We start from the raw sequence: 23,054 nt of genomic DNA on the forward strand, positions 1-23,054 counted from the left end.
TTTGACAACATCCCGCAATCGCTATACCCACAACTACCAAATGGGGCGTCTGGACGGGTGGCGGCATGAGCGTGACACGGGTGTTCGCTGTAAAGGGCGATAAAGCGACGGGCAGCGGCAGAATCCCCGCCCTCAAGGCGTCTATCGCGCTGCCTTTGACGCTTGCGGCCGCGCTTCTCGTCGCGCCGTTGCCGGCGGGCGCGCAGACCTACAGCTTCGCCTCGGTGACGATCGAGGGCAACCAGCGTATCGAGCCCGGCACGATCCTGAGCTACGCGGGGATTGCCCGCGGCGAGACCGTCACCGCCGGAGAGATCAACGCCGCCAATCGCCGCCTTCTTCAGACCGGTCTGTTCGAAAGCGTTGAAATCATCCCGCGGGGCAGCGAGCTCGTGATCGTGGTGGACGAATACCCGACGATCAACCGCATCGCCTTCGAGGGCAACCGTCGGCTCGACGACGAGGCGCTTGCGCAGGCCGTGGAATCGCAATCCCGCCGGGTCTACAGCCCTGTGCAGGCGGAACGCGACGCGGCGCGCATCGCCGAAGCCTACGCCGTCGACGGGCGCCTGGCCGCCACGGTGCGCCCCCGCCTGATCGAGCGCAGCGACAACCGCGTCGACCTCGTCTTCGAGATCTTCGAGGGCGGCGTGATCGAGATCGAGCGGATCGGGATCGTCGGCAACGAGGCCTATTCCGACCGCCGCCTGCGGCGGGTGCTGAGCACGAAGCAGGCGGGCCTTCTGCGCGCGATCATCCGCTCCGACATCTTCGTGGAAGACCGGATCCAGTTCGACCGGCAGCTCCTGAACGATTTCTACCAGTCGCGCGGCTACGTCGATTTCCGCATCACGGCCGTCAACGCCGAGCTGTCGCAGGAGCGCGACGCCTATTTCGTGACCTTCAACGTCGAGGAGGGACAGCAGTTCCGCTTCGGTGAGTTGACCGTCTCGTCGGACCTGCCCGATGTCGATCCGGACCTGTTCCAGGCGGCGCTTCGGACACGCCCCGGCTCCGTCTATTCGCCGCTCGACGTCGAGCGCGACATCGCCCGGCTGGAGCGGCTCGCGGTGCAGGAGGGGCTCAACTTCGTGCGGGTCGAGCCGCGCGTCGTCCGCAACGACCGCGACCTGACGCTCGACATCGACTTCGCGCTCGTGCGCGGCGAACGCATCTTCGTCGAGCGTATCGACATCGAGGGCAATACCGCCACGCTCGACCGCGTGATCCGGCGGCAGTTCCGCGCGGTGGAGGGCGATCCGTTCAACCCGCGCGAGATCCGCCAGAGCGCCGAAAGGATCCGCGCGCTCGGGCTTTTCGCCGACGCCGAGGTGGAGGCCCGCGAGGGCAGTTCCGAGGATCAGGTCATCATCGACGTGAACGTCGAGGAGCAGCCGACAGGCTCGATTTCCTTCGGCGCCAGCTACTCGACGGAGGGCGGGCTGGGCGCGACCGTCGGCTTCCGCGAGCGCAACTTCCTGGGACGTGGGCAGAGCATCGGCTTCCAGCTGTCCACCACCGACGAGAACCAGGAATATTCCTTCACCTTCGGCGAGCCTGCCTTCCTGGGCCGCGACCTGCGCTTCGATCTCGAACTCTCCTACCGGGAAACGGACAGCTTCCTGTCCAGCTACGACACCGCGATCGGGCGGTTTCAGCCGTCCTTCACTTTCCCCGTCTCCGAGAACGGGCGGCTTCAGGTGCGCTACACCGCCGAAAGCTCGGACATCTCGCTCGATGATCCCTCCGCGGTCGGACCGCTCATCCAGGACGAGGCGGATCGCGGCGAGGTCTTCAACAGCTCCGTCGGCTACACCTACAGCTACGATACCCGCCGCACGGGGCTCGACCCGAACTCGGGCATCCTTCTGCAATTCGGCCAGGACTTCGCCGCGCTCGGCGGCGACGATACCTTCGTGCGCACCACGGCGCGGGCGGTGGCGCAGACCCGCATCCTGCGCGAGGAAGTGACGCTGCGGGCCACGCTGGAAGGCGGCGTGCTGAACTACAGCGACGGGTCCAGCCGCGTGACCGACCGCTTCTTCCTCGGCCCCCGGCGCCTGCGTGGCTTCACGACCGACGGCATCGGTCCGCGCGAAGTGACGGCCACGACAGATGACGCGCTTGGCGGCGACAAATACGCCGTTGCGCGCTTGGAGGCAGAGTTTCCGCTTGGCCTGCCCGAGGAATACGGCATCTCGGGCGGCGTGTTCTACGACGTGGGGTCGCTCTGGGGGCTCGACACCAGCTCGCCGGATGTCCTCTACGAGGATTTCACGGTGCGGTCCGTCATCGGCGTCTCGATCTTCTGGGACACGCCGATCGGTCCGCTGCGGTTCAACATCTCGGAGCCGTTGCAGAAGAAACCCTTCGACGAGACGCAGAACTTCGATTTCACCATCCAGACCCAGTTCTGAGGGCATGGCCCGCGGGCTGAGCCGCTCCCTCGCCGCGCTGCTCGTGGCGGCGCTGGCCTGGGTGCCGTGGGCCACGGCGCAGCAACAGCCCTTTTCTGCGCCCGCGCGTCTTCAGAGCCCGATCCTGACGGTGGAACCGGAGCGACTTTTCGCGGAGTCTGCCTTCGGTCGGCGAGTGACGGAAGAGCTCGAGCGGCAAGGCGCGGACCTTGCCGCCGAGAACCGCCGCATCGAGACCGAACTCACCGCCGAGGAACGACGCCTCACCGAGCAGCGCGAGACGCTTGCGCTCGACGAGTTTCGCGCGCTGGCCGATGCGTTCGACGAGAAGGTGCAGCGCATCCGCCGGGAGCAGGACGGAAAGGCGCGGATGCTCTCGCTGCGCAACGAGGAGGCGCGCCGGGCGTTCCTGGCCGCCGCGCAACCGGTGCTGGAACGGCTGATGCGCGAGGCCGGAGCGGCGGTGATCCTCGAGCGTGGATCCATCTTCATGAGCGCGGAGGTGATCGACGTCACCGATCAGGCGATCGCGCGTATCGACGCGGAAATCGGTGACGGGCTCTCTGCCGATGACGCGGCGGCGCCGTCCGCGCCCGAGGCGCCGCCGCCCGGGGACACCTCCGAGACGCCGTCCGCTCCCGGCGCCGACGGCGACGGCGACTAGCCCAGCTTGTCCCGCCACGCCCCCCTTGCTAGGGGAGGAACAAATCGCCCGGGGAGAGAGAATGACCGAGCTCGCGACTGCCGACATCCAGCTGATCCAGCGCATCCTGCCGCACCGCTACCCGTTCCTCCTGGTGGACCGGGTCGTGGAGATCGACGGGACCAGTTCGGCGCTCGGGCTGAAGAACGTCACCATGAACGAGCCGCATTTCCAGGGCCATTTTCCCGGCCAGCCGATCATGCCCGGCGTCACGATCATCGAGGCGATGGCGCAGACGGCGGCGGTGATGGTGGGCACGTCGCTCGACCTCGCGGACAAGGAAATGCTCATCTATTTCATGGGGATCGACAAGTGCAAGTTCCGGCGCAAGGTCGTTCCCGGCGACGTGGTTGAAATGCGCCTGCGCACGCTGCGCGGCCGGCCCGGCGGCAAGGTCTGGAAATTCGAGGGCCGCGCCGAGGTGGCGGGCGAACTGGCCGCCGAGGCCGAGTTCTCGGCCATGATGGACATCGAGGGGAGCGCGGGCTGATGTCGATCTCGCCCGAGGCGCGCGTCCATCCCTCCGCCGTGGTGGAAGAGGGCGCGGTGATCGCCGCCGGCTGCGCGATCGGACCGTTCTGCCATGTCGGCCCCGAGGTGCGCCTCGCCGAGGGGGTGGAGCTGAAGTCCCATGTCGTCGTCACGGGCGACACGCGCATCGGCGCCGGGACGTCGATCTTTCCCTTTGCCGTGATCGGCGAGATCCCGCAGGATCTGAAGTTCAAGGGCGAGCGCACGCGGCTCGAGATCGGGGCACGGAACCGGATCCGCGAGCATGTCACCATGAACGCCGGCACCGAGGGCGGCGGAGGCGTCACGCGCGTGGGCGACGACGGGCTTTTCATGGCCGGCGCCCACGTCGCCCATGACGTCCAGGTGGGCGACCGGGTGATCCTCGTGAACCATGCCGCGCTCGCCGGGCATTGCGTGCTCGAGGACGACGTGATCGTGGGCGGGCTTTCGGGCGTGCACCAGTGGGTGCGCATCGGCCAGGGCGCGATCATCGGCGCGGTCACCATGGTGACGAACGACGTCATCCCCTACGGCCTGGTGCAGGCGCCGCGGGGCAGGCTCGACGGGCTGAACCTGGTCGGGCTGAAGCGCCGCGGCGTGTCGCGCGACGACATCACCGCGCTGCGGGCGGCGTTCCAGATGCTCGCGCAGGGCGAAGGCGCGTTCCAGGACCGCGCGCGCCGGCTGGGCGACGAAACCGCGAGCGACTATGTCCGCCAGATCGTGGATTTCGTCCTGGCCGGCAGTGACCGGTCCTTCCTGACACCGGGCTGAGAGGGCGCGAGGATGCTGGCACTGATCGCGGGGGAGGGGGCGCTGCCCCGGGCCGTGGCGGAGGCGCAGGCAGAGCGCCCGCTGGTCTGCGCGCTGGAGGGGTTTCCGCCCGACGGGATCGCCGCCGACATCACCTTCCGGCTGGAACATCTCGGCACGCTGCTGGAAACGCTCCGGGGCAAGGGCGCGACGCAGGTCTGTTTCTGCGGCGCGATCCGCCGTCCGCGCATGGACCCCGCGGCCATCGACGCGGCGACCATGCCGCTCGTGCCCGTCATGATGGAGGCGCTCGGCCGCGGCGATGACGGGGCGCTGCGCGGCGCGGTGGCGATCTTCGAGGCGCAGGGCTTCACCGTGCTCGGCGCCCACGAGGCCGCGCCGTCGCTTCTGCCCGAGGCGGGTGTCCCGACGCGGTCGCGCCCCGCCCCCGGCACCGAGGCCGAGGCGCGGATCGGTGCGCGCGTCGTGGCCGAAATGGCCGTGGCGGATGTGGGCCAGGCCTGCGTCGTGGCCGGAGAGCACGAGATCGCGCGCGAAGGGCCGGACGGCACCGACGCCATGCTGGCGCGGCTCGCGCGGCCGATCCCTCCGCCCACCTCCGAGGCCGTCGATCCGCTGAGCTGGGGCGCCGACGTGGTGGGCGACGCGCTCGGCGTGGCGGCCGACTGGCTGGGCGGCGAGGACGGGCGCCCGCCCGGCGCGCGGGCCGGCATCCTCTACAAGGTGCCGAAGCCGCACCAGGATCGGCGGGTGGATCTTCCCACCATCGGCCCGGCCACGGCCGAGGGCGCGGTGCGCGCGGGCCTTTCCGGCATCGTGATCGAGGCCGACGGCGTGCTGGTGCTGGAGCGCGACCGGGTCGTGGAGATCCTCGACGCGGCGGGGCTGTTCCTCTGGGTGCGCGAAAGGGCCGCCTGATGCGCGTCTTCGTGACTGCCGGGGAGCCCTCGGGCGACCGGCTCGGGGCCGCGCTGATGGACGGTCTGCGCGAGCTTGTGCCGGAGGTGCGCTTCGAGGGGATCGGAGGCGAGGGTATGCTCGCCCGCGGGCTGCAAAGCCTCTTTCCCATGGACGAGATCTCGATCATGGGGATCGTCGAGATCCTGTCGCAATACCGCCAGCTGAAACGTCGCATCCGCGAGACCGCCGAGGCCGTCGTTGCCGCGAAGCCTGACGTGCTGGTCACGATCGACCTGCCCGAGTTCAGCCTGCGCGTGGCAAAGCTCGTCAAGGAGATGAGCGATATCCGCGTGGTCCACTATGTCGCGCCCACGGTCTGGGCGTGGCGGCCGGGCCGGGCCGCGAAGATGGCCGCCCATGTCGACCAGGTGCTTGCCCTCTTCCCGTTCGAGCCGCCTTACATGGAGGCTGCGGGAATGCGCTGCGATTTCGTGGGCCACCCGGTCGTGACCGACCCGCAGGCCGCGCCCGAGGAGGCCGCGGAATTCCGTACCCGCCACGGCATCGGCGCGGCGCCCTTGCTTCTGGTGCTGCCCGGCTCGCGCAGAAGCGAAGTGGCGCGGCTCGCGCCCGTCTTCGGCGAGGTGCTGCGGCGCGTGACGGCGGCGCGGCCCGGCACGCGCCTCGTGGTCCCCGCCGCGGGCGCGGTCGCCGAGATGGCCGCCGCGACCGTGCGGGACTGGCCGGGCGCGCCGGTGTTGCTCGACCCCCGCCGCTCGGACGATCCGGCGGCGGAGAAACGTGCGGCCTTCGCGGCGGCGGACGCGGCCCTGGCCGCCTCGGGCACGGTGTCGCTGGAACTGGCCGCCGCCGATACGCCAATGGTCGTGGCCTATGACATGGGCCTTGTCTCGCGCGCCATCATCCAGCGCATGCTGGTCACCGACTCCGTCAACCTCGTGAACCTCGTCTCCGAGACCCGCGTGGTGCCGGAATTCATCGGCACGCAGTGCAGGCCCGGGCCGATCGCCGACGCGCTTTGCACCGTGCTCGACGATCCCGAACCGCAGCGCGCGGCCATGGCGGTGACGATGGACCGGCTTGGCCGCGGCGGTCCCCCGCCGGGGCGCCGCGCGGCGCGCGCCGTTCTGGAGGGGCTCGGTGCCGCCTGAGCGGCGGCGCGCGCCCTGGGGGCTCAGTTGTCGATGGCGGGCAGCGCGTCGAAGCTTGCCGTGAATCCCGACAGCGACATCTCGACCGACACCGTCTGGTCCGGCGCCTGGAAGGGCACGATCGAGAGCGTCGCCGCCGCGCCCCGCTTGAAGGCGGCGACGTCCGCCTCGGTGAAGCCGATGCGCGCGTAGCATCCGACCTGGGTGCAGACCGAGAACGGGTAGCGCTTGGCCTCGCCCGCATCGACCGAGATGCGCAACTGCTCCGTCAGGAGCGTTTCCAGCGGCACCACCACCGTCGCGCCGGCGACCGCGCGCCCGCCCTCGGGCAGGCGGAAGAGGCTGATCTCGGCAACCGCGTTGTCGTTGGGATCCATCAGAAGCTGGTACATCGTGCAGGGATCTTCCTGACCCTCGGTGCGCACGCACTGCACTTCCCAGGCGTCGTTCGTCGCGGCGACATAGGTCTGCCCGGCGTCGGACTCCCCGAGGCTCAGGTCGGCGCCGGGCTGGGCGCTCTCGCCGCCGGCGTCCGCGTCCTCCTGGGCGGCCAGCGGCGCGGCGAGCGCCATGAAAGCCAGTAAGGGCAGGGTGCGGAAGTAGTCTGGCATGAAGGGATCCCCATGTTGCGTCGGTTTCTGCGTCGGCGCATAGCACGCTCCCCGTGCCCTGTCAGGGGGCATCGCGGGCCGCCCGGCCCCATGGCGCGGATTTCCGCAGCCTGCCCGCCCACGCGAAAAGGGGCCCGAAGGCCCCTTCCCAGTTCACTCCCCGTCGGACTGGCCGACTTAGTCATTGGGATGGACGCTACGAAGTAACCGGGCTTCCGTCAACAGACAATCCGGGGCGGGAAAACGTTCCAAGGAAATGAAAAAAGCCGCGCCCGAGGGCGCGGCCAGTCTGACAGGGAGGAAGTCCGCCGAAGCCCCGGGGGAGCCAGGGCCTCGGACGCTTCCCACTATGCGGGGGAATGGTTAAGACACTATGGCCGCAAATGACAGTTTTCGGGGCAGCGGAGGTGACGGCGCCATGGGAGGAAAGATCTTCATGGGCGGCGGCGGGGCGGGGCACGCCGTGCGGCAGTATCTCGATCTCGGCTATGCGAACCGTCACGGGCTCGTGGCCGGGGCCACCGGCACCGGCAAGACCGTGACGCTTCAGATCATGGCGGAAGGGTTCTCGGCGGCGGGCGTGCCGGTCTTCCTCGCCGATGTGAAGGGCGATCTGGCGGGGCTTTCGCAGGCGGGCTCCGAGACGGCGAAGCTGCACGGCCCCTTCACCGAGCGTGCCGCGACGATCGGGTTTTCCGACTACCGCTACGAGGCCTTCCCGGTGACGTTCTGGGACCTTTACGGCGAGAAGGGCCATCCGGTCCGAACCACCGTGGCCGAGATGGGGCCGCTGCTGCTGTCCCGGCTTCTCGATCTTTCGGACGCGCAGGAAGGGGTGCTGAACATCGCCTTCCGTCTGGCCGACGAGGAGGGGCTGCCGCTTCTCGACCTCAAGGACCTGCAATCGATTCTCGTCTTCGTGGGCGAGAACAGGGCGGCGCTTTCGCTGCGCTACGGCAATGTCGCGCCGGCCTCCATCGGGGCGATCCAGCGGCGGCTTCTGGGGCTCGAGGATCAGGGCGGCGCGCAGCTTTTCGGCGAACCCGCGCTGGACCTCGCGGAGCTGATGCGGGTGGATGCGGACGGGCGCGGGCGGATCTCGATCCTGACGGCCGACCGGCTGATGCGCGCGCCCCGGCTTTACGCGACCTTCCTGCTCTGGCTTCTGTCGGAGCTTTTCGAGGAACTGCCCGAGGTCGGCGATCCCGAGAAGCCGCGCCTCGTCTTCTTCTTCGACGAGGCCCATCTTCTGTTCGACGACGCCCCCCGCGCGCTGGTCGATAAGGTGGAGCAGGTGGCGCGGCTCATCCGGTCGAAGGGCGTGGGCGTCTATTTCGTGACCCAGAACCCCGACGACATCCCCGAGGACATCCTGGGCCAGCTCGGCAACCGGGTGCAGCACGCGCTGCGCGCCTTCACCGCGCGGGACCGGCGCGCGCTCCGGCACGCGGCGGAGACCTACCGCGAAAACCCGGCCTTCGACACCGCCACCGCGATCCGCGAGGTGGGCGTGGGCGAGGCGGTGACGTCGTTTCTGGAAAGGAAGGGTGTGCCCGGCATGGTGGAGCGCACCCTGATCCGGCCGCCATCCTCGCGCCTCGGCACCATCACGGAGGCCGAGCGCGCCGCGACGATCGCCGCGTCGCCGGTGGCCGGGCGCTACGACAGGGCGGTCGACCGCCGCTCGGCGCACGAGATGCTGGCCGCGCGCGCCGCAGCCGCGGCGGCGGAGGCGGAGGCGGCCGAGAGCGCCGCGGACCGGGAGGACGCGCAGGCGCGCGAGTTCAACGCCGCGCGACGCTACAAGGGCGGCGGGGTGAGCCGCTCCACCTCGCGTCCCGCCCGGCGGGCCGCGCCGGACACGCTTGGCGAGGCGCTCCACCGCGCGGTGATCGACGAGCTTTCGGGCACCAGCGGCCGGCGCATCGTGCGCGGCCTGTTGGGCGGGCTCTTTCGGGGCCGCTGAGGCGCGCCAGCGCTTGCACCCGACCGGCGATTTCTGCTTAGCTATCCACGCATCGCCTTTCGTCCGACATGTTGGTCGGGCCGCAGCCGAAAACCATGTGCGATGCCCGCGCCCCGAGGGGCGCATTCCCCGATTTTTCGTCAATGACCCGGAGGTCTTGTGCCATGATGCACACCACGTCCCGTTCCGTTCATCCCGCAGCGCACATGCACGCGCGGGAGGTTGCGGAAGGCAAGCTCTCACGCCGCGAGTTCCTGACCCGCGCCACCGCGCTCGGCGTGGCCGCGCCGACGGCCTACGCGCTCCTGGGCCTCGATGCGCCGGCGGCCGCCCAGCCGGCGGTGCAGGAGGGCGGCACGCTCCGCATCGAGAGCACGGTCAAGGCGCTAAAGGATCCGCGAAGCTACGACTGGCCGCAGATGTCGAACTTTACCCGCGGATGGCTCGAATACCTTGTCGAGTATAACCGCGACGGTACGTTCCGCGGGATCCTGCTGGAAGACTGGGAGGTGAACGAGGACGCCACCGAATACACGCTCCGCGTCCGCCCCGGCGTGACCTGGAACGACGGCAGCGCCTTCACCGCAGAGGATGTGGCCTTCAACATCCGCCGCTGGGCCGAACGCAATGTCGAGGGCAATTCGATGGCCAGCCGCGTCTCTTCGCTGATCGACGACGAGACCGGCGAGGCGCGCGACGGCGCGGTCGAGGTGGTGGACGAGCTGACCGTGCGGCTCAACCTCCAGACGCCGGACATCACGCTCATCGCGGGCTTCTCGGACTACCCCGCGGCCATTGTCCCGCAGGATTTTTCCGGCGATCCGCTGGATCCCCCCAAGGGCACCGGCCCCTACCTGCCCGAGGAATTCCAGGTGGGGATACGGGCCGTCATGGTGAAGAACGAGACCCACGACTGGTGGGGCAAGGGGGTCATCGGCGAGGCGGCCCTCGACCGGATCGAGTACATCGATTTCGGCACCGACCAGTCCTCCATCGTCGCCGCGGCGGATTCCGGCGAGGTCGACATGCTGTATGAAAGCCTGGGCGACTTCATCGAGATCCTCGACGCGATCGGCTGGGTGAAATCCGAGGCGGTGACGGCGAACACCCTTGTGATCCGGCCGAACCAGCAGGCCGTGGTGGACGGGGCCACGCCCTATGGCGATGCGCGCGTGCGGCGCGCGCTCGCGCTCGCGGTGGACAACAGCGTGTGCCTGTCGCTCGGCTATTCCGACCGGGGCACGGTGGCGGAAAACCATCACGTCTGCCCGATCCACCCCGAATACGCGGATATCGGTCCCTCGACCCATGATCCCGCCGCGGCCGCCGCTCTGATGGAAGAGGCGGGGATGATGGATTACGAGCATGAGCTCATCTCCATCGACGACGACTGGCGCCGCAACACCTCCGACGCGGCGGCGGCACAGCTGCGCGACGCGGGGATCAAGGTCCGGCGCACGATCCTGCCGGGCAGCACGTTCTGGAACGACTGGGCGAAGTATCCGTTCTCCACCACGGACTGGGCGCAGCGCCCGCTCGGCGTGCAGGTGCTCGCGCTGGCCTACCGGTCGGGCGAGCCGTGGAACGAGTCGGGCTTTTCGAACGCCGAGTTCGACGCGGCCCTCGCCGAGGCGCTGTCGATCGCGGATGCCGAGACCCGGCGCGAGACGATGGCGAAGCTCGAGACGATCATGCGCGACGAGGGCGTCATCATCCAGCCCTACTGGCGCTCGACTTTCCGCCATTACCGTGAAGGCGTCGTGGGGGCAGAGCAGCACCCCACCTTCGAGATCCACGTCTACAAGCTGGGCCTCGCCGCCTGACATCGGCCTGGCGTCATGATGCCAAGGCCACCCGCAACGCCCGGACCGATCGGTCCGGGCGTTCGCGTTTCTCAGCGCTCCGGCAGCAGGCCCCGCGGCGCGAAGCGCAGCATCACCAGCATGACGACCCCCATGGTCAGCAGCCGCATATGCGCCACGCTGTCCATCAGATGCGCGCGGACCGGGCTCGTCTCGTCCATGCCGGAGGTCACCGCCTCCATCACGAACTGGCCCATCGGCTCCACCTGCACCCACAGGAACCATATCACGAAGCCGCCCAGCACGGCCCCGAAATTGTTGCCCGAGCCGCCCACGATCACCATCACCCAGATCAGGAAGGTGAAGCGCAGCGGCTGGTAGCTTCCGGGCGTGAGCTGGCTGTCGAGCGTTGTCATCATCGCCCCGGCCACCCCGCAGATCGCGCTGCCCAGCACGAAGACCTGCAGGTGGCGGCGGGTCACGTCCTTGCCCATGGCGCGGGCGGCCGTCTCGTTGTCGCGGATCGCGCGCATCATCCGGCCCCAGGGCGAGTTGAGCGCGAGCTGCGCCAGCACGAGCAGGATCACCAGCACCACGGCGAAGAGACCCCCGTAAAGCAGCTTCACGTAAAGCGAGGAGGCCGTCGTCGGGTCGAGGCCCATCGACATGGCGCGGTCGACGAAGCCGGGATCGTTCTGCAGGTCGATCTCGTAGGGCACCGGGCGGGGCAGGCCGATCACGTTCTTGACGCCGCGGGCCAGCCAGTCCTCGTTCTTCAGGATGGCGATGACGATTTCCGCGATGCCCAGCGTCGCGATGGCAAGGTAGTCCGAGCGCAGCCCCAGCGCCGTCTTGCCGATGAGCCAGGCCGCGCCCGCGGCGAGCAGACCGCCCGCGGGCCATGCGAGCAGGACCGGAAGACCCAGCCCGCCGAGATAGCCGGTGGCGGCGGGGTTCACCGCCTCCACCGCCTCCTTCGCCGGATCGAAGATCCCGCGATAGACGAAGAAGGAGACGATCAGGATCGCGAAGACGGTGAAGGCGCGGAGTTGCCCCGGCTTCATCCGCTGCCATGCCAGCACCGCCGCGGCGATGGCCGCCGCCGCGAATGCCAGCGCACCGAGGATGCGCAGGCCCCCCGCCGCCCAGGCCTCGCCCACCGGCGGCATGGAGACCAGAACAGCGGCCAGCCCGCCAAGCGCCACGAACCCCATCACGCCCACGTTGAAGAGCCCGGCGAAGCCCCATTGCAGGTTCACGCCGAGCGCCATGACGGCCGAGACGAGCCCCATGTTGAGGATGATGAGCGCGCTGTTCCAGCTTTGCACGAAACCGGTGCCGAGGATGAGCACGGCCACCCCAAGGAACATCGCCACGGTGCGGGTCGTGTCCCTCATACCGCTTTCCCCCTGAAGAGGCCCGTGGGCCGGAACAATAGAACGATCACCAGGATCACGAAACTGACCGCGAACTTGTAGTCCACGACCAGAAGCTGGACGAGCCCGTCGGGCGCCAGGGGCTCCGGCAGGAGATAGCCAAGCACCTTCTTCCAGGCATAGGTGATCATCACCTCCGAGAAGGCGATGATGTAGCCCCCCGCGATCGCGCCCACCGGGCTGCCGAGACCGCCCACGATGGCGGCGGCGAAGATCGGCAGGAGAAGCTGGAAGTAGGTGAAGGGCTTGAAGGACTTGTCGAGCCCGTAAAGCGTGCCCGCCACCGTGGCGAGCGCCGCCACGAGGAGCCAGGTGACCATCACCACGCGCTCGGGATTGATGCCCGACAGAAGCGCGAGGTCCTCGTTGTCGGAATAGGCCCGCATGGACTTGCCGGTGCGGGTGTGGTTCAGGAACCAGAAGAGCGCCGCCACGACGACGATGGCGGTGAGCACCGTGATGCCCTGGCTCGTGCGGATGGCGAGCCCCTCGTCGAGGCCCGTCATGTCGCGGAAGTCGCGCGCCGAGATGATGAAACGCGCCCCGTCGGCGAAGCGCTGGTCGTCGGGGCCGATGACGAAGCGGGTGAGCCCGTTGTAAACGAACATCACCCCCATGGAGACGATCACGAGGATCACCGGCGTCACCCGCTGCGCCCGGTAGAAGCGGTAGATCACCCTGTCCGTGGCGAGCACCAGCGCCGCGCAGGCGGCGATGCCGAAGGGCAGGGCGAGGAGCGCCGTGGGCAGCGGGCCAAGGCTCACGCCCAGCCCTTGCAGCCACCAGGTGGCAAGGATCACCCCCATCGTGCCGAAGGCCATGGTGTCGCCATGGGCGAAGTTGGAGAAGCGCAGGATGCCGTAGATCAGCGTCACCCCCAGCGCGCCGAGGGCGAGCTGGCTTCCATAGGCGATGGCGGGGACCAGGACGAAGTTGGAGAGCGCCACGAGCGCGTTCAGGAAATCCATCGCTCAGCCCCCCAGGAAACTGCGCCGCACCTCGGGGTCGGCGAGAAGCTCCTCGCCGGTCCCGGTATAGGCGTTCCGGCCCTGCACCAGCACGTAACCGCGATCGGCGATGGCGAGCGCCTGGCGGGCGTTCTGCTCCACCATCAGGATGCTGATGCCGGTGCGCGCCACCTCGATGATGCGGTCGAAAAGCTCGTCCATCACGATGGGCGAGACGCCCGCCGTGGGCTCGTCGAGCATCAGCACCTTGGGCTCGGTCATGAGCGCGCGGCCCACCGCGACCTGCTGGCGCTGCCCGCCCGAGAGCTCTCCGGCGGGCTGGCGGCGCTTCTCCTTCAGGATGGGGAAAAGCTCGTAGACCTGTTCCATGGTGCCCGAATAGTCGTCCTCGCGGATGAAGGCGCCCATCTCCAGGTTCTCCTCCACGGTCATGGAGGTGAAGATGTTGGCGTTCTGCGGCACGAAGCCCATGCCCCGGCGCACCCGCGCCTGCGGCGTCAGCCGCGTGATGTCCTCGCCGTCGAGCCGGACGGAGCCCGTGTGGATGTCGAGCATGCCGAAGACGGCCTTCATCGCGGTGGACTTGCCCGCGCCGTTCGGCCCCACGATCACCGCGATCTGGCCCTTGTCCACGGAGATGGTGCAGTCGTGCAGGATGTCCGCGCCGCGCCCGTAGCCGCCGGTCATCCCGTCCCCGATCAGGAAGGCGTCGCGGCTGTGGACCGGGGTGGCGCCACGGTTGTCGGCCACGTCCGAGCCCACGGGCTCGGCAGTCTTGGTGATCGAGCGGTCGCGATTGCCGCGTCCGTCGTAGCCCGCGCCGCTCATGCCTGCGCCCCCGCGGCGGCCTTGTTCTTGAGGCCGGTGCCCAGGTAGGCCTCGATCACCCGCTCGTCGGCCTTGATCTCGTCGAGCGTGCCCTCTGCCAGCACCTTGCCCTCTGCCATGCAGATGACCGGCTCGCAGATGCGGCCGATGAAATCCATGTCGTGCTCGATCACCACGAAGGTATAGCCGCGCTCGGCGTTCAGCCGCTCGATCGCGTCGGCGATGGTGTTGAGAAGCGTGCGGTTCACGCCGGCCCCTACCTCGTCGAGGAAGACGATCTTCGCCTCAACCATCATCGTGCGGCCGAGCTCGAGAAGCTTCTTCTGCCCGCCGGACAGGTTGCCCGCGCGCTCGTCGGCGAGGTGGTCGATCGTCAGGAAGGCGAGCACCTCGTCGGCCTTTTCGCGCAGCGCACGCTCTTCCGCGGCGATGCGGCCGCGACGGAACCAGGTGTTCCAGAGCGCCTCGCCCGACTGCCCGCCCGGCACCATCATCAGGTTCTCGCGCACGGTCATGGAATGGAACTCGTGGGCGATCTGGAAGGTGCGCAGAAGCCCCTTGTGGAAAAGGACATGCGGCGGCAGCCCGGTGATGTCCTCGCCGTCCATCGTCACGCGCCCGGACGTCGGAGAAAGAACGCCTGCGATCACATTGAAAAGGGTGGTCTTTCCGGCCCCGTTCGGCCCGATGAGCCCCGTGATGGACCCCGGGCGGATCCCCAGCGATGCGCCGTCGACTGCGTGAAAGCCGCCGAAATGCTTGTGCAGGTTCTCGACCTTGATCATGGGAGGTGTCCCTCCGGCCGCGCGGTCGCGGCTCTCGCGTTATTGGAACAGCCCGGAAGCGCAGGCTCCCGGGCTGTCCGTCCGGTTATCAGGCTTTTCGGCTCAGCGGAACTGTACCGTTTCGTAATCGCCGTCGGTCACGGTGTATTCGCGGTAGGTGCCCGCGGCCTCGCCGGGGCCGATCAGCTCCACCGCCGACGCGCCGACATAGTCCACCTCGCCGCCGTCGGCCAGGATCTGCAGACCCTTGGCCAGTTCGCCGGGCAGGATCGGCTCGCCCGGTGCGTTGGCCACATCCATCAGGTTCGCGGCCACGGCCTCGGCGGTCGCCGCGCCGCCGGCCTGCATGGCCAGCGCGATGAGCGCCGCGGCGTCGTAGGATTCGCGGGTGAAGGAGCTTTCGCCGTTGATGCCCGCGGCCTCGGTGATCGCGTTGAAGGCTTCGGTGCCCTCGCCCTCGGCCCACGGCACCGCGCCGAAGGAACCTTCCATGTCCCGGCCGAGATCGTCCATCAGGCTGTCGGCGAACATGCCGTCGCCCATCATGAAGGTGTCGAAGGCACCCGAGTCGAGCGCGGCCTGGATCACGCCCTTGCCGCCCTGGTCGGCGTAGCCCAGCACCGCGAGCACCTCGCCGCCCGCGGAGGCGAGCGCCCCCACCTCGGCCGAGTAGTCGGCCTTGCCGTCCTCGTGGGGCGCGGCCAGCGTGATGGTGCCGCCCGCCTCCTCGAAGGCCGCGGCGAAGGCGTCGGCGAGGCCCTTGCCGTAATCGTTGTTGGTGTAGGTGACCGCGACCTCGGTGATGTCCTTGTCGGCCAGAATGTCGGCGAGGACCTGGCCCTGCCGCGCGTCGGAGGGCGCGGTGCGGAAGAACAGGCCGTTGTCTTCCGCCGTGGAAAGCGCGGGCGAGGTGGCCGAGGGCGAGACCATCGGGATGCCGTTGGCCACGGCCACGTTGGACAGGATCGCGCCTGTCACGCCCGAACAATCGGCGCCCATGATCGCCACCACGCCGTCGGTGGTGATGAGGCGCTCTGCCGCGGCGGTGGCGGCGGCGCTGTCGATGCAGGTCGAATCCGCGCGCACCGGCACGAGGGTGTGGCCGCCGAGGAAGGCGCCGCTCTCGTTGACCTCGGTCATCGCCAGTTCGGCGCTTTCCGCCATGTGAGGGGTGAGCGATTCGATCGGCCCGGTGAAGCCCAGGATCACGCCGATCGGAACATCCTCGGCTGCAGCCGCGCCCGCGGCCAGCGCCGCGGCGGCCGTCGCCATCACAAGCTTTTTCATGTCCGTCTCCCTTGCTGGACCAGTTTGTCCGCGCGCAATCTAGGGACCCTGAAACCAAAAGGAAAGCGGGATCGGCGAGGCGTCCGCCGCCGCGACGACCGGTTGGTCCCGGCGCCGGGCGCGCCTATATCCTCGCGGGCAGGACAGGAGGCTCCCATGCGTCGGACAATCGCCCTTTCCCTCGCCCTCGCTCTGGGCCTCGCGGCCCATGCCGGTGCGGAACGCACCGACACCGCGGCCGGCCCCGCCGACATCGCCCTCGTGGCGGACGGTCTCGCAACGCCCTGGTCATTCGATTTCCTGCCGGGCGGCGCGTTCGTGGTCAGCGAGCGCGAGGGGCGGCTCTGGATCATCGGTGCGGACGGAACCCGCCGCGAGGTGACGGGCCTGCCGGAGATCGCGGTGACGGGGCAGGGCGGGCTCCTCGACGTGATGGTGCCGCGTGATTTCGCCCAGACGCGCGAGCTTCTTTTCACCTACGCGGCGCCGCAGCGGGGCGGCGCGGGCACGGCCGTGGGCGCCGGGCGGCTTTCCGAGGACGGCACGCGGCTCGAGGACGTGCGGACGCTGTTCGAGCTTACGCCGGGCAGCAGCGGCGGGCGGCATTTCGGTTCGCGTCTCGTCGAGGCGCCCGACGGGCACATCTTCGTGACCGTGGGCGATCGGGGGGATCGGCCCTCTGCCCAGGATCTGTCCGTCGAGAACGGCTCGGTCCTCCGCATCGCGCGCGACGGCAGCATTCCGGCCGACAACCCGTTCGTCTCGGTCGAGGGCGCGCAGCCCGAGATCTGGTCCTATGGCCACCGGAACCCGCAGGGCGCGGCGCTCGACCTCGACGGCACTCTATGGGTGCACGAGCACGGCGCGCGTGGCGGGGACGAGATCAACCGCATCGAACCCGGCGCCAATTACGGCTGGCCGGTGATTTCCTACGGGCGGCATTACTCGGGCGCGAAGATCGGCGAGGGCACGTCGAAGCCGGGCATGGAACAGCCCGAATTCTACTGGGATCCCTCCATCGCGCCGTCGGGCATGGCCATCTATTCCGGCGCGCTCTGGCCCGAATGGCGCGGGCACATCTTCGCGGGCTCGCTCAATTCGGACTTCCTGGTGCGGGTGGGCGGCCGCCCGCTCGCCGAGGCGGAGCGCGTCGCCACGCCCCAGACGCGGCGCGTCCGCGACGTGACCGAAGGCCCCGACGGCGCGATCTGGTTCATTTCCGAGGCGAACGGCGCCATCTACCGCATGACGCCCGCGCCGGGGGAGTGATCCCGGCAAGGGTGCGTGCCGGGCACGCGCCTCAACGGTTTCAGATCGACAGGCGCGCCGCGTGGGTGCCGCGCTCGCGGTAGGGCGTGGTGTCGTAATGCGCCCGGTAGCATTTCGAGAAATGCGAGGGCGAGGCGAAACCGCAGGCCAGCGCCACGTTGATCACGCTCATGTCGGTCTGCATCAGCAGGTTGCGCGCCTTCTGGAGGCGCAGTTCCATGTAGTAGCGCTTGGGCGAGCGATTGAGGTAGCGCCGGAACAGCCGCTCGAGCTGCCGGGTCGACATGCCGACCTCGCGCGCGAGGAGCGCGGGGCTGATCGGCTCCTCGATATTGGCCTCCATCATCTGGATGACCTGGCTGAGCTTGGGGTGGCGCACGCCGATCCTGGTGGGGATCGACAGGCGCGGCGTGTCCTGATCGGTGCGGATCGAGGAGTAGATCAGCTGATCCGCGACCGCGTTGGCCAGTTCCTCGCCGTGATCGTTGGCGATGAGCTTGAGCATCAGGTCGATGGACGCGGTGCCGCCCGCCGTGGTCATGCGGTTGCCGTCGATCACGAAGATCGACTTCGTGAGCGCGACCTCGTCGAACTCCTCGGCGAAGCTGTCCTGGTTCTCCCAGTGGATCGTGGCGCGCTTGCCATCGAGAAGCCCCGCCGTGGCGAGCGTGTAGCTCGCCGTGCAGAGCCCGCCTACGGGCAGGCCCTTGCGCGCCTCCCGGCGCAACCAGTTGAGCAGCCGCCGTGTCGTCGCGTCGCGCACGTCGAGGCCGCCGCAGATCATCACGGTGTCGTCGCGCGAGAGTTCCTCCAGATCGCCCTCGAGCCGGAAGCTGATGCCGGCCGAGCAGGTCACCGCCTCTCCACCCTCGCCGATCACCTTCCAGCTGTAGAGCGTTCGGTTGGCCATGCGGTTGGCGATGCGCAGGCAGTCCACCGCCGAGGAAAAACAGTGCAGCGAGAAATTCTCGAGCGGGACGAAGACGAACCGCCGCGGTTTCGCGGGAACGGTTTCAATCGCAACTATCTGGCGGGACGTCTGCATGATGGCGCTTCGGCTGGTTGGCTGGCGCGACAGCGACTGTCGCGTTCGTCGGTCCAATTGGCCGGTTTCGCGAGCGAGCGTCAAGAGAGGCCCGCCGGATTTCGTCACTGGCCTTGGTGTCACCGGGCATGTAAGTATCCCCAACTGCGATGCAAGCGACGTGGAGAGAGACCATGGCGGACTGGCGGAAATCCGGCTGGCGCGAGAAGCCCCGGGTGCAGATGCCCGACTACACCGATCCCGAGGCGCTGGCCGCGGTGGAGGCGCAGCTCGCGAAATATCCGCCGCTCGTCTTCGCCGGAGAGGCGCGGCGCCTGAAGGCCCAGCTCGGCGCCGCGGCCCGCGGCGAGGCATTCCTGCTTCAGGGCGGCGACTGCGCCGAGAGCTTCGAGCAGTTCAGCGCCGATCTCATCCGCGACACCTTCAAGGTGATGCTGCAGATGGCCGTGGTGCTGACCTACGCCGCCCGTGTGCCGGTGGTGAAGGTGGGCCGGATGGCCGGCCAGTTCGCCAAGCCGCGCTCCGCGCCGGTCGAGGTGCAGGACGGGGTGGAGCTGCCCTCCTACCGCGGCGACATCGTCAACGAGCTTGCCTTCACGCCCGAGGCGCGGGTGCCCGATCCGCAGAAGATGCTTCAGGCCTACACGCAGGCCGCGGCCACGCTGAACCTGTTGCGCGCCTTCTCGACCGGCGGCTACGCGGACGTGCACCAGGTGCACCAGTGGACCCTTGGCTTCACGGAGTCGGAGAAGTCCGCGAAATACCGCGATATGGCCGCCAGGATTTCCGACGCGCTCGATTTCATGAGCGCCGCGGGGGTGAGCAGCGACCAGGCGCACACGCTGCACACGGTGGATTTCTACACCAGCCACGAGGCGCTGCTGCTGGAATACGAGGAGGCGCTCTGCCGCCAGGATTCGACCTCCGGCAACTGGCTTGCCGGCTCCGGCCACATGATCTGGATCGGCGACCGCACCCGCCAGCCCGACGGCGCGCATGTCGAGTTCGCGCGCGGCGTGCTGAACCCGGTCGGGCTCAAGTGCGGCCCGACGATGACCGACGACGATCTGAAGCGGCTCCTGTGGACGCTGAACCCCGAGAACGAACCCGGCAAGCTGACGCTTATCGCGCGCTTCGGCGCGGGCAAGGTGGGCGAGCACCTGCCGCGTCTCGTCCGGACGGTGGAGGAAGAGGGCGCCAAGGTGCTCTGGGTTTGCGACCCGATGCACGGCAACACCATCAAGTCGGCCTCGGGCTACAAGACGCGCCCCTTCGACGCGGTGCTGCGCGAAGTGCGGGAGTTCTTCGGCGTGCACGCGGCCGAAGGCACCGTCCCCGGCGGGGTGCATTTCGAGATGACGGGCCAGGACGTGACGGAGTGCACGGGCGGCGTGCGCGCAGTGACGGAAAGCGATCTGTCCTCGCGCTATCACACCGCCTGCGATCCGCGGCTGAACGCGAGCCAGTCGCTCGAACTGGCCTTCCTCGTCTCCGAGGAGTTGACCCGCCTGCGCGACCCGGAGCGCGTGCGCGCGGTCTGACGCGGCCTTGGGTGCCCGCGCCGGCCCGCTCTCAGTCCTCGCGCTCTGTCTTGACGAGCCGCAGATGCGGTGCGCCGTGGCGTCGCGGCGGCGGGGTGTAGGCGCCCGCGTCTTCCGACAGGCCGTGACCGTCCGTATCCGGCGGGGCGGCTTCGGTCCACGCGTCCGGCGCGGCGGGCGCGGGATCGCCCTCGCGGGGCAGGGGCGTTCCCCCCAGAAGCGGCTCCAGCACGGTGTCGGCGATGTCGAAGCGCCGGGGCGCGCGGCCGATCCCGCCATCGGCCTCCAGGCTGCCGAGCACGCGGCTCGGCTCTCCGAGGTCGCTTTCGAGGGGCAGCAGCCTGAGCTGCGCGTCGAGCCGGGGCCGCCCGAACCCGGCGGCGGACACCAGCGTGACGGTTGCCATGGCCGGCGTGTCCAGCACACGCGCGAGGACGTCGACGAGGGCGGGCCGGGCAGCGGCCGAGAGGAAGCTCGACAGCGGCATGCCGCGCACCTCCATGCCCATGAGGTCGCTCAGATGGCTGCCGGCCACGCGAAGCCGGACATGGCCCGGTGCGATGCGTTCTCCGATGAAGGCGTAATCGAGGGCGTCCTCGATGCCGCGCGGGTCGATCTCGGCCCGGGCGGGCATCACACGGGGCCCGCGCAGGGCCTGCCAGTAGCTTTCGACGATCCCGCCCGCCCGAAACCGTCTTGCCGCGAGAAAACGCTCCATCGAGATCACGTCGCCCGTCCTGCAGTCGTCGCCCGGCATGGCTCCTCCACGGTCGTCCGGAGCGCCGCCAGCGTTCCGGTAAGCTTGTGGTCATAAAGGTTTCCAGAACCTTAACATGCCATGTTTCGACGAAAATTCCCTGCAAATTTGACTCGATTGGTTAACCCCTGCGCGCGGCACCCGTCGCCGCCGTCCGGACGGGGTTGCTCCCGGGCACCGAATTGCCGTAGCTGCGGCGCAGGACGGGCAGGAGGGGTGGATGATACGCTCCATGACAGGCTTCGCCACGGGGCGGGGCGCGGGCGAGGGCCAGGATTGGACCTGGGAGCTTCGCGGCGTGAACGCGCGCGGGCTCGACCTGCGCCTGCGCGTGCCCGACTGGATCGAGGGGCTGGAGCCCGCGCTGCGCGCCCGTCTTTCGGCCGCCATGGCCCGGGGCAGCGTGACGCTCGCGCTTCGGATCGCGCCTGCGCCGGGCCGGGCGGCGGCCCCCGCGCTCGACGCGGCGCGCCTCGACGCGGCGCTCGCCGCGCTGGCCGAGGTGGAGGCGCGGGCGCGGGAGACGGGCGTCGATCTCGCACCCGCGAACGCCGCCCAGGTCCTCGCCCTGCGCGGCGTGATGGCCGAGCCCGCGCCGGAAAGCGCCGGGCCCGGGCTGCGCCAGACACTGCTGGCCGATTTCGAGGCGGTGCTGGACGCCTTCCTGGCGATGCGCGCGGCCGAGGGGCGGGAGCTCGAGACGGTGTTGCGCCGGGAGATCGACGAGATCGCGCGGCTGACGGAGGCCGCCGCGGGCGCGGCAGAAGCCCGGCGCGAGGACGCGGCGCGCGGCCTGAAGGACGCGCTCGCCCGCGTCGCGGAAGCGGTGGATGTAGACGAGGGGCGCGTCGCGCAGGAGCTCGCGCTCCTCGCGGTCAAGGCGGACATCACCGAGGAACTCGACCGCCTGCGCGCCCATGTGGCCGCGGCGCGCGCCCTTCTGGACGAAGACGCGCCCGCCGGCCGGCGGCTGGATTTCCTGACGCAGGAATTCAACCGTGAGGCGAACACCGTCTGCTCCAAGTCGGGTCACCCTGACCTCACCCGCATCGGGCTCGAACTGAAGGCGGTGATCGACCGGATGCGCGAGCAGGTCCAGAACGTGGAGTGAACGACATGGACGACCGGCGCGGCCTGCTGATCATCCTCTCCTCGCCCTCGGGTGCGGGCAAGTCCACCCTCGCCCGGCGCCTGCGCGCCTGGGATCCGTCGATCATCTTCTCCGTCTCGGCAACCACGCGCCCGCCCCGCGAGGGAGAGGTCGACGGGCAGGACTATCACTTCCTGTCCGAGCGCGACTTCAAGTCCGATGTCGCCGAGGGCGGGATGCTGGAGCACGCGCATGTCTTCGGGAACTTCTACGGCTCTCCGCGCGCCCCCGTGGAGGCCGCGATCGCGGAAGGCAAGGACGTGCTCTTCGACATCGACTGGCAGGGCGCGCAGCAGATCCGCAACTCGGGGCTCGGCCAGCACACGCTGTCCATCTTCCTGCTGCCGCCCTCCATCGCCGAGCTGCGCCGGCGGCTCGAAAGCCGCGGCAAGGATTCCCACGACACCATCGCGGGGCGGATGCAGAAAAGCTGGGACGAGATCAGTCACTGGGACGGCTACGACTTCGTGCTGGTCAACGACGATCTTGACGCGACCGAGGAAAAGCTGCGCACCATCGTGACCGCGACACGGCTGCGCCGCACGCAGCAGCCCGGGCTCACGGATCATGTGCGCCGCTTGCAGTCGGAATTCGAGGAGCGCCGATGACACTCTACTCTCTCGACGGCCACGCGCCGCAGATCGCCGCCGATGCATGGGTCGCGCCCGACGCCAACCTGATCGGCAAGGTCATCGTGGAGGATGCCGCCTCCGTCTGGTTCGGGTGCACGCTGCGGGGCGACAACGAACCGATCACCGTCGGCGCCGGCTCGAACGTGCAGGAGAACTGCGTCTGCCATACCGACATGGGCTATCCGCTCACCATCGGGGCGGGCTGCACGATCGGCCACAAGGTGATGCTGCATGGCTGCACGATCGGGGAGGACACGCTGATCGGGATGGGCGCGATCGTGCTGAACGGCGCGCGCATCGGCCGCGACTGCCTGATCGGCGCGGGCGCGCTGGTGACCGAGGGCAAGGAGATCCCCGACGGCAGCCTGGTGATGGGCGCGCCCGGCAAGGTGGTGCGCGCGCTCGACGATCAGGCCATCGCCGGCCTGCGAGCCTCGGCCCTCCACTACCAGGAGAACATGCGCCGCTACCGCGAGCGGCTCACCCGGATCTGACGGA

At 69.2% G+C, this 23,054-nt stretch carries 21 protein-coding genes; 13 read left to right on the forward strand and 8 right to left on the reverse strand.

Annotated elements, in window-relative coordinates; translation table 11 throughout:
- Nucleotides 1-65: 65 nt before the first annotated feature.
- From bamA to lpxB, 6 genes are all read left to right on the forward strand, one after another.
- Nucleotides 66-2,417: an outer membrane protein assembly factor BamA gene (gene bamA / locus AB6A69_RS06590; RefSeq protein WP_371060173.1), complete on the forward strand. Its 2,352-nt coding sequence runs from the start codon at nucleotides 66-68 to the stop codon at nucleotides 2,415-2,417.
- A gap of 4 nt (nucleotides 2,418-2,421) precedes the next feature.
- The gene (locus AB6A69_RS06595) at nucleotides 2,422-3,081 is read left to right on the forward strand and encodes an OmpH family outer membrane protein (RefSeq protein ID WP_371060174.1); all 660 of its coding nucleotides are present in this window, start codon (nucleotides 2,422-2,424) and stop codon (nucleotides 3,079-3,081) included.
- Nucleotides 3,082-3,142: 61 nt separating this feature from the next.
- The gene (gene fabZ, locus AB6A69_RS06600) at nucleotides 3,143-3,610 is read left to right on the forward strand and encodes a 3-hydroxyacyl-ACP dehydratase FabZ (RefSeq protein WP_371038425.1); all 468 of its coding nucleotides are present in this window, start codon (nucleotides 3,143-3,145) and stop codon (nucleotides 3,608-3,610) included.
- Nucleotides 3,610-4,407 carry an acyl-ACP--UDP-N-acetylglucosamine O-acyltransferase gene (gene lpxA, locus AB6A69_RS06605; RefSeq protein ID WP_371055448.1) on the forward strand — a complete coding sequence of 266 codons (798 nt, stop codon included), beginning with the start codon at nucleotides 3,610-3,612 and terminating at the stop codon, nucleotides 4,405-4,407. Before fabZ ends, lpxA begins: the two co-directional genes overlap by 1 nt.
- Before the next feature lie 12 nt (nucleotides 4,408-4,419).
- Entirely contained in the window at nucleotides 4,420-5,325 is a 906-nt protein-coding gene (locus AB6A69_RS06610; RefSeq protein ID WP_371060175.1) for an LpxI family protein, read from the forward strand.
- Nucleotides 5,325-6,479 carry a lipid-A-disaccharide synthase gene (lpxB, locus tag AB6A69_RS06615; RefSeq protein WP_371060176.1) on the forward strand — a complete coding sequence of 385 codons (1,155 nt, stop codon included), beginning with the start codon at nucleotides 5,325-5,327 and terminating at the stop codon, nucleotides 6,477-6,479. The genes AB6A69_RS06610 and lpxB overlap by 1 nt, the downstream gene beginning before the upstream one ends.
- Nucleotides 6,480-6,502: 23 nt before the next feature.
- Here lpxB and AB6A69_RS06620 read toward each other — a convergent pair whose 3' ends face one another.
- The gene (locus AB6A69_RS06620; protein WP_371060177.1) at nucleotides 6,503-7,090 is read right to left on the reverse strand and encodes an invasion associated locus B family protein; all 588 of its coding nucleotides are present in this window, start codon (nucleotides 7,088-7,090) and stop codon (nucleotides 6,503-6,505) included.
- Between the two features lie 418 nt (nucleotides 7,091-7,508).
- Here AB6A69_RS06620 and AB6A69_RS06625 point away from each other — a divergent pair, with 418 nt between their 5' ends.
- Both AB6A69_RS06625 and AB6A69_RS06630 read left to right on the forward strand, forming a co-directional pair.
- Nucleotides 7,509-9,056 (forward strand): helicase HerA-like domain-containing protein, encoded by a 1,548-nt coding sequence (locus tag AB6A69_RS06625; protein WP_371060178.1) that lies wholly within the window; start codon nucleotides 7,509-7,511, stop codon nucleotides 9,054-9,056.
- Between the two features lie 164 nt (nucleotides 9,057-9,220).
- Nucleotides 9,221-10,879, forward strand: coding sequence for an ABC transporter substrate-binding protein (locus tag AB6A69_RS06630; RefSeq protein WP_371060179.1), 1,659 nt, complete (start codon nucleotides 9,221-9,223; stop codon nucleotides 10,877-10,879).
- 71 nt (nucleotides 10,880-10,950) lie between these two features.
- On the opposite strand, the gene AB6A69_RS06635 is transcribed toward AB6A69_RS06630, so the two are convergent.
- From AB6A69_RS06635 to AB6A69_RS06655, 5 genes are all read right to left on the reverse strand, one after another.
- A complete protein-coding gene (locus tag AB6A69_RS06635) occupies nucleotides 10,951-12,255 on the reverse strand; it encodes a branched-chain amino acid ABC transporter permease (RefSeq protein ID WP_371060180.1) in 1,305 nt (434 codons plus the stop codon).
- The gene (locus AB6A69_RS06640; RefSeq protein ID WP_371060181.1) at nucleotides 12,252-13,262 is read right to left on the reverse strand and encodes a branched-chain amino acid ABC transporter permease; all 1,011 of its coding nucleotides are present in this window, start codon (nucleotides 13,260-13,262) and stop codon (nucleotides 12,252-12,254) included. Before AB6A69_RS06640 ends, AB6A69_RS06635 begins: the two co-directional genes overlap by 4 nt.
- Nucleotides 13,263-13,265: 3 nt before the next feature.
- Nucleotides 13,266-14,090 (reverse strand): ABC transporter ATP-binding protein, encoded by an 825-nt coding sequence (locus AB6A69_RS06645; RefSeq protein WP_371060182.1) that lies wholly within the window; start codon nucleotides 14,088-14,090, stop codon nucleotides 13,266-13,268.
- On the reverse strand, nucleotides 14,087-14,875 hold the full coding sequence (locus tag AB6A69_RS06650; RefSeq protein ID WP_371055440.1) for an ABC transporter ATP-binding protein: 789 nt from the start codon (nucleotides 14,873-14,875) through the stop codon (nucleotides 14,087-14,089). The genes AB6A69_RS06645 and AB6A69_RS06650 overlap by 4 nt, the downstream gene beginning before the upstream one ends.
- A gap of 102 nt (nucleotides 14,876-14,977) precedes the next feature.
- Complete coding sequence (locus AB6A69_RS06655; protein WP_371055439.1) at nucleotides 14,978-16,162, reverse strand: ABC transporter substrate-binding protein; 1,185 nt, start codon at nucleotides 16,160-16,162, stop codon at nucleotides 14,978-14,980.
- 156 nt (nucleotides 16,163-16,318) lie between these two features.
- On the opposite strand from AB6A69_RS06655, the gene AB6A69_RS06660 reads away from it, so the two are divergent.
- Nucleotides 16,319-17,431: a PQQ-dependent sugar dehydrogenase gene (locus AB6A69_RS06660; protein WP_371060183.1), complete on the forward strand. Its 1,113-nt coding sequence runs from the start codon at nucleotides 16,319-16,321 to the stop codon at nucleotides 17,429-17,431.
- A gap of 40 nt (nucleotides 17,432-17,471) precedes the next feature.
- On the opposite strand, the gene AB6A69_RS06665 is transcribed toward AB6A69_RS06660, so the two are convergent.
- A complete protein-coding gene (locus tag AB6A69_RS06665) occupies nucleotides 17,472-18,476 on the reverse strand; it encodes a GlxA family transcriptional regulator (protein WP_371038412.1) in 1,005 nt (334 codons plus the stop codon).
- Between the two features lie 173 nt (nucleotides 18,477-18,649).
- On the opposite strand from AB6A69_RS06665, the gene AB6A69_RS06670 reads away from it, so the two are divergent.
- The gene (locus tag AB6A69_RS06670; protein WP_371060184.1) at nucleotides 18,650-20,017 is read left to right on the forward strand and encodes a class II 3-deoxy-7-phosphoheptulonate synthase; all 1,368 of its coding nucleotides are present in this window, start codon (nucleotides 18,650-18,652) and stop codon (nucleotides 20,015-20,017) included.
- Nucleotides 20,018-20,048: 31 nt separating this feature from the next.
- Here AB6A69_RS06670 and AB6A69_RS06675 read toward each other — a convergent pair whose 3' ends face one another.
- Nucleotides 20,049-20,774: a PAS domain-containing protein gene (locus AB6A69_RS06675; protein WP_371060185.1), complete on the reverse strand. Its 726-nt coding sequence runs from the start codon at nucleotides 20,772-20,774 to the stop codon at nucleotides 20,049-20,051.
- 220 nt (nucleotides 20,775-20,994) lie between these two features.
- Between AB6A69_RS06675 and AB6A69_RS06680 the strand changes: the two genes are divergently transcribed.
- From AB6A69_RS06680 to AB6A69_RS06690, 3 genes are read left to right on the forward strand one after another with little or no spacing between them, the layout of a single operon-like run.
- On the forward strand, nucleotides 20,995-21,885 hold the full coding sequence (locus AB6A69_RS06680) for a YicC/YloC family endoribonuclease (RefSeq protein ID WP_371060186.1): 891 nt from the start codon (nucleotides 20,995-20,997) through the stop codon (nucleotides 21,883-21,885).
- 5 nt (nucleotides 21,886-21,890) lie between these two features.
- Entirely contained in the window at nucleotides 21,891-22,532 is a 642-nt protein-coding gene (gmk, locus tag AB6A69_RS06685) for a guanylate kinase (protein WP_371038408.1), read from the forward strand.
- A complete protein-coding gene (locus AB6A69_RS06690) occupies nucleotides 22,529-23,050 on the forward strand; it encodes a gamma carbonic anhydrase family protein (protein ID WP_371060187.1) in 522 nt (173 codons plus the stop codon). The genes gmk and AB6A69_RS06690 overlap by 4 nt, the downstream gene beginning before the upstream one ends.
- Nucleotides 23,051-23,054 lie beyond the last annotated feature (4 nt).

Source organism: Rhodosalinus sp. 5P4 (assembly GCF_041365695.1).
Lineage (GTDB): Bacteria > Pseudomonadota > Alphaproteobacteria > Rhodobacterales > Rhodobacteraceae > Rhodosalinus.